The following is a 14,348-nucleotide window of genomic DNA, read 5'->3' as shown; positions in this document are numbered from 1 at the left end:
GCGCGCTGGTGCCTCATGGGGATCGTCATGGTGGCCGCCTCCGTTTCGACAGGAATCGTGCCATGGCCTGAAGGCCGCGATGGATCGCGACCTTGGCCGCCGTCTCCGTCATCCCAATGGCATCTGCGGCGGCGGCGATGCTGGCGCCCTGGAGCTTGACCTGATCGATCAGGCGCCGCGTGCGCTCCGGCAGGGCTTCCATCGCGCGCGCCAGATCGAGCCGTGCCTCTGCCGCGGCGCTTTCCGACGGACCTGCCAGCCGATCCACCTCGTCTTCGAGCGGCAGCGCACCGGCGTGGCGGCCGGAACGGCGCAGATAGTCGACCAGCTTGTAGCGCGCGATCGCATGAGCCCAGGCCGTCACCGGGCTCGCGGCGTCATAGGTATGGCGCGACAGGTGCAGCGCCAGGAGGGTTTCCTGCAGGACGTCCTCGGCCTCGCTCGCCTCGGTCCGGCCGGCGCGGGCCAGCATCTGGCGGAGATAGCCGCGTAGCCGCAGGCTGATCGTATCGAGGAATAGGCGATAGGCAGCTTCATCGCCGGCAAGGGCCGCGAGGAAGATCGGTCGGAGCTGGGTTTCGAGCTCGTGCAGCGACACGTCTTGCGCTTGTTCGCAGGGGGATTCGCAATCCAAGTCCGTTGCATGCGCGGCGCCGCCTCACAAGTCCGCGATGCCGAGATGAAGCGCCGGTTCGCCCCAGCTACGCTTGCGCGCAAGGGCAGGCTTCGGCGAAGCAGCGGAGAGATCGCAAATGGCATCGAAGCTAGGGCTCATCGGTGCGCTGGCCGGTTTGGTCCTGACGGTGTCGGCCGTTGCGCAGCCCCCCGCCCCTGCCCAGTCCCGCGACGCCTGCCCTGCGGACACAGGCTGTCGCGTGGCGAGCGGCAGCTACCGCATCGTCCTGCCGCCGCAGGCGCCGGCAGGACGCAAGGTCGGCGCGATCCTATATTTCCACGGCTATCAGGGTTCGGCCGAGGAGGTCATCGCCGATGCCGAGCTCGTCGCCGTTGCCGAGCGTCTTGGCGTCGCGCTGATCGCGCCTGACGGCGCCGGGCGCTCATGGTCCTTTCCCGGTTCGCCGGCCCGTCATCGCGACGAGTTTGCCTTCGTCGGACAGGTGCTCGACGATGTCGCAGCGGGCTTTCCCATCGATTCCGGCCGCATCCTCGCGAGCGGCTTTTCGCAGGGGGGATCGATGGTCTGGTATCTCGCCTGCCGGATGTCGCGGCGCTTTGCCGCCTTCGCGCCGATCGCTGGGGCTTTCTGGGAGCCGCTGCCGGAAAGCTGCGACGGCCCGCGTCCGCCGCTGATCCATGTCCATGGCACGAGCGATACGACCGTGCCGCTCGCCGGCCGCACCCTGCGCCAGGGCTCCAGACAGGGCGATGTCTTCAAGAGCCTCGCGGTCTTCGCGCCCGGCGGCTGTACCGCAGGCTGGGCGGAAGCTGTTCGTACGGCCCCTGCGCCGGAAGGCTTGATCTGCCGCGTTGCGACCGGTTGCGGCAGCCCGGCGCGACTGGAACTCTGTCTACATGGCGGCGGCCATGTCGCTAATGCCGCGTGGGTCGAACGCGCCTGGCGCCTGACGATGCAGCCGCCTGCTTCAGCTGCCGGTCTCACGTCTCCGTGATCGTGTAACCAAACCGGCCTCCCGCGCGATCTCTCCCGCAGAGCCGCTTTCGCGGCAAGGCGGAGAGACATGATGCGTCACGAACGGATAGCGGCCGCAAAGCCGGCTGGAAGCGATCCCGAAGCGTTCGTGACTGGCGCCGATCTACTGGCCGCCCGGTTGGCGGCGGCCGGCGCGACCCATGCCTTCGGCATCCCCGGCGGCGAGGTGCTGGCGCTGGTCGATGCGCTCGAACGCGCGGGCATCCGCTTCCAGCTCGCGCGGCACGAGAACGCGGCCGGTTTCATGGCCGAAGGGCTCTGGCACGTGACGGGCGCGCTGCCCGTCCTGGTCGCGACGCTCGGTCCCGGCGTCGCCAATGCGGTCAATGTCGTCGCCAATGCCCAGCAGGACCGTGTGCCGCTGATCGTCGTGACCGGCTGCGTCGACCAGGCCCTGGCCGAGAGCTACACGCATCAGGTCTTCGACCATCAGGCCGTGCTGCGCCCGCTGGTCAAGGCGAGCTTCCGCGCCGCGCCCGGCACCGAGGACCTCGTCGTGGCCAAGGCTGCCGCCATAGCCCGGCGTGGACGGCCCGGGCCGGTCCATATCGACCTGCCGATCTCCGTCGCCGAAGCTCGCATGGCCCCGCGCGCGCCGCTGGCCATGCCATCGGCTGCGCCTGCGATCCCGGTAGATCTCCAGCCGGCACGCGCCCTGATCGCCGCCGCGCAGCGCCCTCTGGTGATCGCCGGGCTCGACCTCGTGAACCAGGATGGCGGCGCGGCGCTGAATGAGTTCCTGGCTCGCACCGGCGCACCGCTGCTCACCACCTACAAGGCCAAGGGGCTGGTGCCGGAGGATGACCCGCGCGTGATCGGCGCGGTCGGCCTCTCGCCCAAGGCAGACGCGCTTGTCCGCCCGCTGATCGATGCGGCCGACCTGATCGTACTCGCCGGCTACGATCCGATCGAGATGCGCCAGGGCTGGCGGAACCCCTGGCCTGCCGGCAAGCCGGTCATCGATATCATCGCGGAACCTGGCCAGCACGGCATGCATCACTCCAGCCTGCTGCTGGAAGGCGAGGTCGGCGCCATCCTGACGCGCCTGTCGGAGGAGCATGCGCGGCGGGACACCTGGCCTGCCGGCGAACCTGTCGCGGCCCGTGCCGCCTTCCGCGCGGCCTTCGCCGCTCCCGCAGCATGGGGGCCGCATGCCGTCTTCGAGACCCTGCGCCGGGTCGCGCCGGCCGGCACGGTCGCGACGGCTGATTCAGGCGCACATCGCATCCTGCTCAGCCAGATGTGGAACTGCGACGGGCCACGCCGCCTGCTGCAGTCGAGCGGGCTCTGCACCATGGGCTGCGCCCTGCCTTTAGCGACGGGTGCGGCGCTTGGCTCCGGCCGGCCGGTGCTGTGCTTCGTCGGTGATGCCGGCCTCGAGATGGTGCTGGGCGAGATGGCGACACTGCGCGATCTCGGCCTGCCGGTGATCGTCGTCGTGCTCGTCGATCAGACGCTCGGGCTGATCGCGCTGAAGCAGCGCCAGCTCGGCATGGCGCGCGCCGGCGTCGATATCGGCGAGACCGATTTCGCCGCGGTCGCCCGCGGGTTGGGCGGGCATGGCGCGGCGATCGACGACCGCGAAATGCTGACGCGCGAAGCAGAGGCGGCCTTCCGGCGCGATGGCTTCACCGTGCTCGCCTGTCGCATCGATGCTTCCAGCTACGAGGGAGCGTTCTGATGGCCGCAACCTCCACCGCTCCCGCAAAGCGGCCGCGCGACGAGCGGCTCGACCTCTTCCGCGGTCTGACCATGCTGATCATATTCGTGGCGCATCTGCCGGAGAATAGCTGGAACGCCTGGATTCCCGCGCGCTTCGGCTTTTCCTCAGGCGCAGAGCTGTTCGTCTTCTGCTCTGGTATCGCCAGCGCGCTTGCCTTCGGCAGCGTCTTCACGCGTCGCGGCTGGCGGCTGGGCACAGCGCGGATCACCTACCGGATCTGGCAGGTTTATTGGGCGCAGATCGGCCTCGTCATGGCGCTGATCGCGCTTGCTGCCGCGCTCGACCGGATCTTCGGCCTCGCCGTGCTCGCGCAACAATTCCAGCCGCTGCTGGCGGATCCCGAGAACGCGCTGCTCGGCCTGGCCACGCTGACCTGGCAGCCGGACTATCTCGACATTCTGCCGATGTATCTCGTCATCCTGGCGCTCGTGCCGGTGATGATGCTGGCGCGCCGGCTCCATGCCGCCTTGCCCTTCCTGATCGCCGCGGCGCTCTATGCGGCAGTCTGGGCGACCGGCCTCAACCTGTCGGGCAATCCCTGGAACGGCGCCGGCTGGTTCCTCAATCCGTTCGCCTGGCAATTCATCTTCTTCATCGGCTTCTTCATCGCCATGAAATGGCTGCCCGTGCCCCCGCTCGGCGATCGGCGCCTGATGATGGCGGCGGCGCTCTTCATCCTGATCTCGGTACCGCTGTCGTTCTGGGGCATCCTGGAGCACTGGCCATTGGCACAGGCGGCCCGCGATCTCGTCATCCCGGCCAGCGAGAAGACGGACCTGCATATCCTGCGCGTGCTGCATTTCCTGGCGCTCGCCTATCTCGCGCTCAGCTTTATCGAACCCTGGCGGGACCGGCTCGATCGCGGCGCCGGCCATCTGCTCATCCTGATCGGGCGGCAGTCGCTCGCCTGTTTCCTGGCGAGCGTCGTGCTGGCGCGGCTGCTGGGCACGGTCGCCGACATGGAGGGGCGCAGCGAGCTCGTGGTCGCGCTGCTCAACCTGACGGGTTTCGCACTGATCCTCGCCGCCGCGCTCGTGGTCGGCTGGTTCAAGAGGGCTCCCTGGGCCGGCCTGGGACACAAACCCGTGGCTGCGCCGCGGAGCGAGCCGGCTGCGCAGGCGCCGCTGACAACACGGGTCCGTGAAGCGAGTTGAACGCCGCTTGATCGCGCCGCTGCGAACTCCCCGACAAGCGCCCTTCACCGGCGCGGCAATGGAGCAGCCCATGACTTACGCCGTCCATCACGATCTCTCCGGCGATCCGATCACCGTCTCCGGCGATGCCGCGCGCCTCGCCTGGAACGATATGCTCGAAGCGCTCATGGCCCATGCCGCCGCGACGCCCGAGCATCTCGTTCGGGTGCTCGCCGCCGACCCGGATTTCGCGCTGGCCCATGCCGCCAAGGGGCTGATGCTGCTCTCGCTGGCCCGCGCCGAGCTCGTCGCCCCGGCTCGCGACTGCCTGGCTCGGGCGCAGGCGACAGTCCTCCAGCGCCCGGTGACCCGGCGCGAGGCGATGGTCACTGAGGCACTGGCGCTCTGGCTCGACGATCAGCCGCGCCGGGCGGCCGAGCGGCTGGAGGCAATCCTTATCAGCCATCCCTTCGACGTGCTGGCGCTCAAGCTTTCGCATGGCATCCGCTTCATGCTGGGCGACCAGGCCGAGATGCTGACGACGCTCAACCGCTTCGCGCCGGGCTTCGGCGAGAGCCATCCGCTCGCCGGCTTCGTCCATGGCTGCCATGCATTCGCGCTGGAGGAACGCGGCTTCTATGCGCAGGCCGAGCGCATTGGTCGCCGTGCCGTGGCCTTGAGCCCGCGCGACGCCTGGGGCCGCCATGCCGTCGCCCATGTGCTGGAGATGGCTGGACGCGCCGAGGAGGGCATCGCCTGGCTCGGCGACGGGCGCGACATCGCTCACACCAACAACCTGCGCTTCCACATCTTCTGGCATCTCGCGCTGTTCCGGCTGGAGCGCGGTGAGACTGGCGAGGTCTTACGGCTCTATGATGAGGAAATCCGGGCCGAGCCGACCGACGACTATCGCGACATCGCCAACGGCGCTTCGCTGCTGGCCCGGCTGGACTATGCCGGCGTCGATGTCGGCGATCGCTGGGAGGAACTCGCCGCCAAGGCCGAGGGGCGCGTCCATGACGGACGCCTCGTCTTCGCCGACCTGCATTATGCGCTCTCGCTGCTCGGTGCCGGCCATGCCGACGGGGCCGAGGCCATCGCCCGCAGCCTGATCGAGGATGCGAAGGCCCATCCCAGCAGCGAGCGACGCGACGCTGCCCGTCGCGGGGCGCTCGCCGCCTTCGGGCTGATCGCCTTCCATGAGGGCGATTATGACGAGGCCGCCCGGCTGCTCGGTTCGGCCCGCACCGGCCTGATCGCCATCGGCGGCAGCCATGCCCAGCGCGACCTGTTCGAGCAGGCCTATGCCGAAAGCCTGATCCGCGCCGGAGAGTATGAGGGTGCCGTCGAAATTCTCGACGAACGCCTGCGGCGGCGCGGCGGCACCAATCTCTTCGCCGCCCGCCGGCTGGCGCAGTTGCGTGGCCGCGGTGCCGGACGGCTCGCCGGTCTCGCCATCGCCTCCACCCCGCTCGCCATCGCTCACTGAGACCAGGAAGGGACGCCTGCCATGACCACCGCGACCATGACCCGCAGCTTCGCGCTGCCCTCGACCCGCACCGTCATCAACCTGGCGCTGGGCGGCTTCGCCGGCCTGGGCTTCTGGGAGCTGTTCTCGGCCGTGCCGACCGCCTGGTTCGCCGAATATCCGCTGGAGCCGCCGGAGCTGGTGAAGTCGCTCTTCTACCATCAGCTCGGCCTGACGATCTCGACGCCGACCGCCAAGCTGCTGCATTTCACCACCGGCTTCCTGTTCTACCCGCTCGGCTACTGGGGGCTGACACGCTGGGTGAAGAGCTTCGGCATGTCGGCCGATGGCTGGATCTGGGGCGTGATCACCTATTTCATCGCGCTCGCCTTCTTCGCGCCGCTGGCCGGGCAGCATTTCCTGCTCAACGACGTGCCGCGCCTCTCCTTCATGAGCCTCATCGGCCACGCGATCTACGGCTATCTCGCGGCCTATGTCTTCGAGGCGCTCGAAGCGCGAGCCAGGTGACGCCATGCTCGACAGACGCGTCTTCATCGGTCTCGCCGTGGCGGCGCTCGCTGCCGGTGGCGAGGCTCGCGCCGAGGCTCCACGCCCAATCAACACGCTCGGTTCGCCCGATGGCGTCGCGATCCGCGGCTACGATCCCGTCGCCTATTTTCGCGACGGCGGCCCGCGGCTCGGCAAGCCGGAATTCTCGGTTCGGCACGGCGGCGCGACCTGGCATTTCGCCACTGCCGAGCACAAGGCGTTATTTGAGGTCGACCCGGAGCGCTACCTGCCGGCCTATGGTGGCTTCTGCGCCTACGGCACCTCGCGCGGCTATCTCGTGAAGGTCGAGCCGGAAGCCTGGTCGATCGTCGATGGCCGGCTCTACCTCAACTACGACCTCGGCGTGCGGAAGACCTGGCTCGGCCGGACGAAGACCTACATCGCCCGTGCCGACGGGAACTGGCCGCACTTGATGGCCAGGGACATTCGCTAGCTCGTACGAGGGCCGCGCGCCACCTCCGGACGTTGACCCGCCTCCCGAAAGCGGACGCCCACGACGAAAAAGGCATCGGCTGGCCAGCTCGGGCCAGCCGATGCAGATATTCCTGACAGGGAACATCATCGAGGCGCAGTTTGCCGCTGTCCCCTCGACACCTGGCTCGAAGCAGGCGGATGACCTCTCTCATTATTTCTGCTCGGTCTCGGACCGAGCCGCGAGACCGCCGTTCTTCTCGATGAAGGCGACGATCTGATCCACCCCGGTGAGCCGGTTCAGGTCGCTGAAGACGAAAGGCCGGTTGGCGCGCTGCTTTTCGGTATCCGAACGCATCACGTCGAGATCGGCGCCGACATAGGGCGCGAGATCGATCTTGTTGATGATCAGCAGGTCAGAGCGGGTGATGCCCGGCCCGCCCTTGCGCGGGATTTTCTCGCCGCCCGCGACGTCGATGACATAGAGCGTGATGTCGGCGAGATCGGGCGAGAAGGTCGCTGCGAGATTGTCGCCTCCAGATTCGATGAAGACGATATCGAGATCGGGAAAGCGGCGACGCATCTCGGCGATCGCGGCGAGGTTGATGGAGGCATCCTCGCGGATCGCGGTATGCGGGCAGCCGCCGGTCTCGACGCCGATGATGCGCTCCTCCGGCAGGGCCTGCAGCCGGTTGAGGATCAGCTCGTCCTCCTTGGTGAAGATGTCGTTGGTGACGACGGCGACCGAATAACGGTCCCGCATCGCCTTGCAGAGCTTCTCGGTGAGCGTGGTCTTGCCGACGCCGACCGGGCCGCCGATGCCGACCCGGAGCGGGCCATGGGGGGAGTTCACGAGCGAAAGACCCTTGAATACTGCGTTTCGTGGTTCATCGACAGGATGTCGGCGCGGATGGTGCAGGAGCCGAGATCGTCTAGCGTCGAAGCGGCGGCGCGCCGGGCGGTGCGCAGGATGACCGACTCCAGCGCCGCGAGGGTCGCAACGCCGTCGCGCTGGCCGAGCGGCACCAGCCGCACGCAGGCCTGGACGAGATTCGAGGCGAAGGCGTGGAGATAGGCGGTCAACGCATCGGCAAGCGCGATGCCGTGGCGCGCGGCGGCCGAGCCCACGGCCACCGGATAGGCGACCGGCCCCTCCTCGCTCGCCGGCGGCTCACCGCTCCAGGCCGCCATCGCATCGACGAAGGCGCCGCCTTGCAGCGTGGTTTCCATGTGGCGCTCACGTGAGCCCGACATCGCCTCGGCCAGCTCCGCGACCTCTGCGATATCCTCGCCGGCGCCGGCCCGACGCCAGGCCTCGGCCAGCAGGACAGCATCGTTCCAGGCGGAGCCGTGCTCCAGCAGCGGCTCCAGCCATGCGAGCAGGCTCTGCCGATCCCGGATCAACCCGTCATGGATCGCCCGCTCCAGCCCATGGCTATAGGCGAAGGCCCCGACCGGAAAGGCCGGGGAGAGCCATGTCATCAGGCGCGCGAGCGTGGCAGCCTCAGTCATGGTGGTGGTGATGGCCATGCTCATGGGAATGCCCATGGCCGTGGTCGTGATGATGAGCGTGGCTGTGCCCGTGATCATATCCGTGCGCATGATAGGCGCCATGGACGGGCTGGAAGCGCGCCACGACCTCGCGAACGGAGGCATCGAGCCCTTCGAGCATCGCCCGGATGACATGGTCGCGCAGGATCAGGATGCGGGTTTCGTCGATCTGCGCCGGCAAGTGGCGGTTGCCGAGATGCCAGGCGAGATGCCGTAAGGGACAGGCTCCCGGAAGCACCTCGTAGAGCTCCTCTTCAGCCGCCACGATCGCGACGCTGCGCCCATCCTGCAGCACGAGCCGGTCGCCATCGGCGAAGAGCACCGGCTCGGGCAGATCGACCATGATCTCCTCGCCCTGATCGGTGGTGACGAGCTTGCGGCGCAGATGGCGTGCGGCATGGTCGAGCCGGAGCGTGCCGGCAGGCCGGTCGCTACCGCCGTGGCTATGGGAAACGGCGCGGAGCATGGCGGGCCTCAAAACAGGAAATAGCGCTGCGCCATCGGCAGCACGGTCGCGGGTTCGCAGGTCAGGAGTTCCCCATCGGCGCGCACTTCGTAGGTCTCGGGATCGACCTCCATATGCGGCGTGGCGTCGTTCAGGACCATCGAGGCCTTGGAGATGCCGCCGCGCGTGTTCTCGACCGCGACCATGCCCTTGGCGACGCCGAGCTTCTCCTTGAGGCCATTGGCGATCGCCGCCTGGCTGACGAAGGTCACGGAGGAGACGGCCGGCGCGCGGCCCATGGCACCGAACATCGGCCGATAATGCATCGGCTGCGGCGTCGGGATCGAGGCGTTCGGATCGCCCATCGGAGCGGCCGCGATCATGCCACCGACCAGCACCATCTCCGGCTTCACCCCGAAGAAGGCCGGGTTCCAGAGCACGAGATCGGCTCGCTTCCCGACCTCGACCGAACCGACATGCTTGGACAGGCCCTGCGCGATGGCGGGGTTGATCGTGTATTTCGCGATATAGCGGCGCACGCGCAGATTGTCGTTCTCGCCGGTCTCTCCGGGCAAGCGCCCGCGCTGGACCTTCATCTTGTGCGCGGTCTGCCAGGTGCGGATCGGCACCTCGCCGACGCGGCCCATGGCCTGGCTGTCGGAGGAGATGATCGAGAAGGCGCCGATATCGTGCAGGATGTCCTCGGCCGCGATCGTCTCCTTGCGGATGCGGCTCTCGGCGAAGGCGATGTCCTCCGGGATCGAAGGCGACAGGTGATGGCAGACCATCAGCATGTCCAGATGCTCGGCGATGGTGTTCTGCGTGTAGGGCCGCGTCGGGTTGGTCGAGGACGGGATGACGTTCGCGAGACCGCAGACCTTGATGATGTCCGGCGCGTGGCCGCCGCCGGCGCCCTCGGTGTGGAAGGCATGGATAGTGCGGCCCTTGAAGGCCGCGACCGTGTCCTCGACGAAGCCGCTCTCGTTCAGCGTGTCCGTATGGATCATGACCTGGACGTCGTAATCGTCGGCGACGGAGAGGCAATTGTCGATCGCCGCCGGCGTCGTGCCCCAGTCCTCGTGGAGCTTGAGCGCGCAGGCGCCGCCCTCGATCATCTCGATCAGCGCAGCCGGCTTCGAGGCGTTGCCCTTGCCGGAGAGGCCGAGATTGATCGGCACGGCATCGAAGGACTGGATCATGCGGGCCAGATGCCAGGGGCCGGGCGTGCAGGTCGTCGCCAGCGTGCCGTGGGCCGGGCCGGTGCCGCCGCCGAGCATGGTGGTGACGCCGGACATCAGCGCCTCCTCGATCTGCTGCGGGCAGATGAAATGTATATGGGCGTCGACGCCGCCGGCGGTGAGGATCTTGCCTTCGCCTGCGATTGCTTCCGTTCCGGGGCCGATGACGATGGTGACGCCGGGTTGCGTATCCGGGTTGCCGGCCTTGCCGATGGCGACGATCAGCCCGTCCCTCAGGCCGATATCGGCCTTCACGATGCCCCAGTGGTCGACGATCAAGGCATTGGTGATGACGGTATCGACCGCCCCCTCGGCGCGGCTCGCCTGGCTCTGGCCCATGCCGTCGCGGATGACCTTGCCGCCGCCGAACTTCACCTCCTCGCCATAGACGGTGAAGTCCTTCTCGGCCTCGATGATCAGGTCGGTATCGGCGAGGCGGACCCGGTCGCCGACGGTCGGTCCGTACATCTGCGCGTAAGCGGCATGGGAGAGCTTGGCCGGCATCAGAGTTTCCCCATCACCTTCTGCTGGAAGCCGTAGACGGCGCGCCCACCGCCGAATGGCACGAGGCGCACCTCGCGCTGCTGGCCGGGCTCAAAGCGCACGGCGGTGCCGGCGGCGATGTCGAGCCGCATACCGCGCGCCAGCGTGCGGTCGAAATCGAGCGCCGCATTGGTCTCGAAGAAATGGTAGTGCGAGCCGACCTGGATCGGCCGGTCGCCGGTATTGGCGACGAGCAACGTGACCTGCTCCGCACCCGCGTTGAGGATGATGTCGCCCGCGGCGGAAAAGACCTCTCCGGGGATCATCGGGTCAGGCTCCAGTGACGAGCCAGAGCCCGCCGAGCGCGGTCAGGCCACCGGCGATGCGCGCCACGATCCGGCCGCGATGCGAGAGCGCATTGCCCGCGAGGCCGATGCCGAGGCCGACGGCATGCAGGAGGGCTGTGGCCAGCGCGAAGCCGATCATGAAGGACAGGCTCGTCGCCTCGCCCATCTCGCCGCCATGGGCATAGCCGTGGAACAGCGCGAAGAAGCCGACCACGGCCATGCCGACTGCGACCGGGACCTGCAGGGCGACCAGCGCCAGCATGCCGAGCACCACGACGGAGGCCGCGATCGTCGGCTCGACGAAAGGCAGGCCGATACCGACGAGCGCTGCGGCGAAGCCGAGCATCATCGTGACGACAAAGGCGGTCGGGATCGCCCAGACGGCACGTCCGCAGACGAGGAAGGCCCAGAGACCGACGCCGACCATCGCCAGGATATGGTCGGCACCGAAAAACGGATGCGAGAAGCCGGCGGCGAAGGAGCCGTGCTCGGCCGGGTTGAGATGCGCGAAAGCCGGGCTCGCGGCACCGACGCTCAGGATCAGGGCGATCGACAATCTCTTCATGGCAGTCTCCGGCTTGCTTGCTCAGCGGATGGGTTCGTGGACGGTGACGAGCTTGGTGCCGTCCGGGAAGGTGGCTTCGACCTGAACATCGTGGATCATCTCGGCGACGCCTTCCATGACCTGCGCACGGCTGACGACATGGGCGCCCGCCTCCATCAGATCGGCGACGCTGCGGCCGTCGCGCGCGCCCTCGACCACGAAATCGCTGATCAGGGCGATGGCCTCGGGATGGTTGAGCTTCACGCCGCGCTCGAGCCGGCGCCGAGCGACCATGGCCGCCATGGAGATCAGGAGCTTGTCCTTCTCGCGCGGAGTCAGGTTCATGCCGTCAGTCCCTAGAGTTGCCAGACCTTGGGCAGCGGCTGGCCGCCCAGGAGAAGAGCGAGCAGCGGCTCCAGCCGCTGCCGGAGCGCGAGCCCGGTCTCCTCGACCAGCCGCGCGAGAAACTTGCCGTTCCAGGCGCTGGCGCCGCCGCCTTGCCCGATGATCGCGCGGGCCTGATCGAGGAAGCGCTCGGGTGTGGCTCCGACGAAAAGCACCGTCGCCACGGCACGGCAGCCGACCATCGCAGGCTGCGGGGCAAGCCGCGCAGCGATATCGCCCTCGACACGCAGATCGTCGGCGAAGATCAGGCGGCCGTCGCGCCTGATGCGCCAGCGGTCGTGCAGGTGGCCGCTGTGCAGGGTCTCCCCCATCGCCTGCCGGCCGAAGAGCACGGCCTCGACCGCGACCAGCTCGGCATCACCAGCGAGATCGACGTCGAGAGAACGCGACAGGCGCCCGCCGTCGAACAGAATCGTCTCCTGCGGAAGCCAGGCGAGCCGGGCGCCGGCCGAGAGCTGCAGGCGGTTCGCGACGACGGCATCCGCTCCCGTCGAGCGATAGACCCGCTCGCAGGCTTGGGTGGTGACACAGGCCTCGGCCCCTGCGGCAAGCTTCACCTCCGTGCCGAAACGGTCGCCGCCGGTCAGCCCGCCGGCCGTGTTAATGAGGATGGCCTGCGGAGCGTCGTTGCCGAGCGGGCGCGGGAAGCGCAGCTTGGCACAGCCCTCCTGAAAGAGGCGATCGAGGCGCGTGTGGCTGTCGCGAGCGTGGAAGGCGACGCTGGCCTGCCCATGGGCGCGCTGCATACGCGCTGGCGCAAGAGTCGAGAGATCGGTTATCGCCAGCATCGTCAGGGCTGCTTCCCGTCAGGCTCGGCACGAAGGCGTAAGGCCCATCAGACCTGAATCAGTCTTTGAACCTGAGCACCGTCAAGCTCGCTCATCGGCCCCGACAGCACAACCTCGCCGCGATCCATCACGAACATCGTGTCGGCGAGATCGCGGGCGAAGTCGAAATACTGCTCGACCAGCACGATCGCCATGCCACCTTTCTGGCGAAGATAATCGATGGCGCGGCCGATATCCTTGATGATCGAGGGCTGGATGCCCTCCGTTGGCTCGTCCAGCACCAGCAGCCTGGGTCGGGTGACCAGCGCCCGCGCAATCGCGAGTTGCTGCTGCTGGCCACCCGAGAGGTCTCCGCCGCGCCGGCCCAGCATGGTCTTCAGCACGGGGAATAGGTCGAAGAGTTCATCCGGGACGAAGCGGTCCTTGCGTTTCAGCGGCGCATAGCCCGTCTCCAGATTCTCCTTCACCGTCAGCAGCGGGAAAATCTCCCGCCCCTGCGGCACATAGGCGATGCCGGCCCGCGCGCGATCCTCGCTGCGTAGAGCCGAGATGTCCTCTCCATCGAGGCGGATATGGCCCCCGGAAATCGGCTGGTGCCCGACGATGGCGCGCATCAGCGAGGTCTTGCCGACGCCGTTGCGGCCCATCACACAGGTGACCTTGCCCGTCTCGGCCGCGACTGAGACGCGGCGGAGCGCCTGGGCCGCACCGTAGTGGAGGTTGATGGCGTCGACATAAAGCATGCGGGTTATTTCCACCGCATGAGCTGATCGGAAAACCGGTTCCCACTTTTCCTGATCATGCTCACCGCCCCAGATAGACTTCGACGACGCGCTCATTGGCGCTGACATGGTCGAGCGGGCCTTCGGCCAGCACCGCGCCCTCGTGCAGCACCGTGACCTTCACGCCGAGTTCGCGGATGAAGCCCATGTCGTGCTCGACGACGATCACCGAATGATCCCTGGCGATCTCCTTGAGCAGCACAGCCGTCTGCGCCGTCTCTCCGTCGGTCATGCCGGCAGCGGGCTCGTCGACGAGGAGGAGCTTCGGATCCTGGGCCAGCAGCATGCCGATCTCCAGCCACTGCTTCTGGCCGTGAGAGAGCAAGCCCGCCAGCCGGTCGCGCCTGTCGGCGAGGCGGATGATGCCGAGGATGTCGTCGATGCGCTTCTGCTGCGGATCTTCCGTCTTCCAGAACAACGTCCTGCCGACCGTGCGCTTCGATTTCAGCGCCAGCAGAATGTTGTCCTCGATGGTGTGGCTGTCGAAAACGGTCGGCTTCTGGAACTTGCGGCCGATGCCGAGATTGGCGATCGCGGCCTCGTCGAGCTTGGTCAGATCGACCGAGCCGCCGAACATCACGGTGCCGACATCCGGCTTCGTCTTGCCGGTGATAATGTCCATCATCGTGGTCTTGCCGGCGCCGTTGGGGCCGATGATCGCGCGCATCTCGCCGGGCTCGATCGTCAGCGACAGCCCGCGGATCGCCTTGAAGCCGTCGAAGGTGACGCTGACGCCGTCGAGATAGAGCAGCGAGGAGGTCAGGGCGCCAGGCACGGGAGCGTTCATC

At 67.8% G+C, this 14,348-nt stretch carries 17 protein-coding genes; 6 read left to right on the top strand and 11 right to left on the bottom strand.

All coding sequences use genetic code 11. From position 1 onward, the window contains the following. Positions 1-25: 25 nt before the first annotated feature. Positions 26-598, bottom strand: coding sequence for a sigma-70 family RNA polymerase sigma factor (locus tag Q0Q36_RS05315; RefSeq protein WP_293796147.1), 573 nt, complete (start codon positions 596-598; stop codon positions 26-28). A gap of 154 nt (positions 599-752) precedes the next feature. Here Q0Q36_RS05315 and Q0Q36_RS05310 point away from each other — a divergent pair, with 154 nt between their 5' ends. From Q0Q36_RS05310 to Q0Q36_RS05285, 6 genes are all read left to right on the top strand, one after another. Beyond that, positions 753-1,631, top strand: coding sequence for a PHB depolymerase family esterase (locus Q0Q36_RS05310; protein ID WP_293796146.1), 879 nt, complete (start codon positions 753-755; stop codon positions 1,629-1,631). 129 nt (positions 1,632-1,760) lie between these two features. Continuing rightward, entirely contained in the window at positions 1,761-3,353 is a 1,593-nt protein-coding gene (locus Q0Q36_RS05305) for a thiamine pyrophosphate-binding protein (protein ID WP_293796143.1), read from the top strand. Beyond that, positions 3,353-4,549 (top strand): OpgC family protein, encoded by a 1,197-nt coding sequence (locus Q0Q36_RS05300; protein ID WP_293796142.1) that lies wholly within the window; start codon positions 3,353-3,355, stop codon positions 4,547-4,549. Before Q0Q36_RS05305 ends, Q0Q36_RS05300 begins: the two co-directional genes overlap by 1 nt. A gap of 70 nt (positions 4,550-4,619) precedes the next feature. Then, entirely contained in the window at positions 4,620-6,017 is a 1,398-nt protein-coding gene (locus Q0Q36_RS05295) for a tetratricopeptide repeat protein (RefSeq protein WP_293796140.1), read from the top strand. 21 nt (positions 6,018-6,038) lie between these two features. Continuing rightward, a complete protein-coding gene (locus tag Q0Q36_RS05290) occupies positions 6,039-6,524 on the top strand; it encodes a hypothetical protein (RefSeq protein WP_293796138.1) in 486 nt (161 codons plus the stop codon). A 4-nt stretch (positions 6,525-6,528) separates the two neighbouring features. After that, positions 6,529-6,999 (top strand): YHS domain-containing (seleno)protein, encoded by a 471-nt coding sequence (locus Q0Q36_RS05285; protein WP_293796136.1) that lies wholly within the window; start codon positions 6,529-6,531, stop codon positions 6,997-6,999. Between the two features lie 192 nt (positions 7,000-7,191). Here the strand turns inward: Q0Q36_RS05285 and ureG are convergent, their stop codons facing one another. The 10 genes from ureG to urtD all read right to left on the bottom strand — a co-directional run bounded on the left by ureG (position 7,192) and on the right by urtD (position 14,347). After that, complete coding sequence (ureG, locus tag Q0Q36_RS05280) at positions 7,192-7,830, bottom strand: urease accessory protein UreG (protein WP_293796135.1); 639 nt, start codon at positions 7,828-7,830, stop codon at positions 7,192-7,194. Continuing rightward, on the bottom strand, positions 7,827-8,507 hold the full coding sequence (locus tag Q0Q36_RS05275) for an urease accessory protein UreF (protein ID WP_293796289.1): 681 nt from the start codon (positions 8,505-8,507) through the stop codon (positions 7,827-7,829). The genes ureG and Q0Q36_RS05275 overlap by 4 nt, the downstream gene beginning before the upstream one ends. Further along, positions 8,482-8,994 carry an urease accessory protein UreE gene (locus Q0Q36_RS05270; RefSeq protein ID WP_293796134.1) on the bottom strand — a complete coding sequence of 171 codons (513 nt, stop codon included), beginning with the start codon at positions 8,992-8,994 and terminating at the stop codon, positions 8,482-8,484. Before Q0Q36_RS05270 ends, Q0Q36_RS05275 begins: the two co-directional genes overlap by 26 nt. An 8-nt stretch (positions 8,995-9,002) precedes the next feature. After that, the gene (ureC, locus tag Q0Q36_RS05265) at positions 9,003-10,715 is read right to left on the bottom strand and encodes an urease subunit alpha (protein WP_293796133.1); all 1,713 of its coding nucleotides are present in this window, start codon (positions 10,713-10,715) and stop codon (positions 9,003-9,005) included. Next, positions 10,715-11,020 (bottom strand): urease subunit beta, encoded by a 306-nt coding sequence (locus tag Q0Q36_RS05260; protein WP_293796131.1) that lies wholly within the window; start codon positions 11,018-11,020, stop codon positions 10,715-10,717. Before Q0Q36_RS05260 ends, ureC begins: the two co-directional genes overlap by 1 nt. A gap of 4 nt (positions 11,021-11,024) precedes the next feature. After that, on the bottom strand, positions 11,025-11,606 hold the full coding sequence (locus Q0Q36_RS05255) for a HupE/UreJ family protein (protein ID WP_293796130.1): 582 nt from the start codon (positions 11,604-11,606) through the stop codon (positions 11,025-11,027). A 21-nt stretch (positions 11,607-11,627) separates the two neighbouring features. Continuing rightward, positions 11,628-11,930 (bottom strand): urease subunit gamma, encoded by a 303-nt coding sequence (locus tag Q0Q36_RS05250; RefSeq protein ID WP_047579581.1) that lies wholly within the window; start codon positions 11,928-11,930, stop codon positions 11,628-11,630. A gap of 11 nt (positions 11,931-11,941) precedes the next feature. After that, complete coding sequence (locus tag Q0Q36_RS05245; RefSeq protein ID WP_293796127.1) at positions 11,942-12,778, bottom strand: urease accessory protein UreD; 837 nt, start codon at positions 12,776-12,778, stop codon at positions 11,942-11,944. 47 nt (positions 12,779-12,825) lie between these two features. Then, positions 12,826-13,521 carry an urea ABC transporter ATP-binding subunit UrtE gene (gene urtE / locus Q0Q36_RS05240; protein ID WP_293796126.1) on the bottom strand — a complete coding sequence of 232 codons (696 nt, stop codon included), beginning with the start codon at positions 13,519-13,521 and terminating at the stop codon, positions 12,826-12,828. Between the two features lie 61 nt (positions 13,522-13,582). Continuing rightward, the gene (urtD, locus tag Q0Q36_RS05235; protein WP_293796125.1) at positions 13,583-14,347 is read right to left on the bottom strand and encodes an urea ABC transporter ATP-binding protein UrtD; all 765 of its coding nucleotides are present in this window, start codon (positions 14,345-14,347) and stop codon (positions 13,583-13,585) included. Position 14,348: the final 1 nt, after the last annotated feature.

It is taken from the genome of uncultured Allobosea sp., from assembly GCF_945957345.1.
In the GTDB taxonomy this organism is placed as follows: Bacteria; Pseudomonadota; Alphaproteobacteria; order Rhizobiales; family Beijerinckiaceae; genus Allobosea.
The sequence above is the reverse complement of the archived record's forward strand: the minus strand, read 5'-3'. Positions and strand labels throughout refer to the sequence as shown.

Excerpts from the sequence above, each read along its gene's own strand:
- Q0Q36_RS05255 (WP_293796130.1), bottom strand. The coding sequence starts at position 11,606 with ATGAAGAGATTGTCGATCGCCCTGATCCTGAGCGTCGGTGCCGCGAGC.
- Q0Q36_RS05245 (WP_293796127.1), bottom strand. The coding sequence starts at position 12,778 with ATGCTGGCGATAACCGATCTCTCGACTCTTGCGCCAGCGCGTATGCAG.
- ureC (WP_293796133.1), bottom strand. The coding sequence starts at position 10,715 with ATGCCGGCCAAGCTCTCCCATGCCGCTTACGCGCAGATGTACGGACCG.
- urtD (WP_293796125.1), bottom strand. The coding sequence starts at position 14,347 with ATGAACGCTCCCGTGCCTGGCGCCCTGACCTCCTCGCTGCTCTATCTC.
- Q0Q36_RS05295 (WP_293796140.1), top strand. The coding sequence starts at position 4,620 with ATGACTTACGCCGTCCATCACGATCTCTCCGGCGATCCGATCACCGTC.
- Q0Q36_RS05250 (WP_047579581.1), bottom strand. The coding sequence starts at position 11,930 with ATGAACCTGACTCCGCGCGAGAAGGACAAGCTCCTGATCTCCATGGCG.
- Q0Q36_RS05290 (WP_293796138.1), top strand. The coding sequence starts at position 6,039 with ATGACCACCGCGACCATGACCCGCAGCTTCGCGCTGCCCTCGACCCGC.
- Q0Q36_RS05260 (WP_293796131.1), bottom strand. The coding sequence starts at position 11,020 with ATGATCCCCGGAGAGGTCTTTTCCGCCGCGGGCGACATCATCCTCAAC.
- Q0Q36_RS05300 (WP_293796142.1), top strand. The coding sequence starts at position 3,353 with ATGGCCGCAACCTCCACCGCTCCCGCAAAGCGGCCGCGCGACGAGCGG.
- Q0Q36_RS05275 (WP_293796289.1), bottom strand. The coding sequence starts at position 8,507 with ATGGCCATCACCACCACCATGACTGAGGCTGCCACGCTCGCGCGCCTG.
- Q0Q36_RS05270 (WP_293796134.1), bottom strand. The coding sequence starts at position 8,994 with ATGCTCCGCGCCGTTTCCCATAGCCACGGCGGTAGCGACCGGCCTGCC.
- Q0Q36_RS05285 (WP_293796136.1), top strand. The coding sequence starts at position 6,529 with ATGCTCGACAGACGCGTCTTCATCGGTCTCGCCGTGGCGGCGCTCGCT.
- Q0Q36_RS05310 (WP_293796146.1), top strand. The coding sequence starts at position 753 with ATGGCATCGAAGCTAGGGCTCATCGGTGCGCTGGCCGGTTTGGTCCTG.
- urtE (WP_293796126.1), bottom strand. The coding sequence starts at position 13,521 with ATGCTTTATGTCGACGCCATCAACCTCCACTACGGTGCGGCCCAGGCG.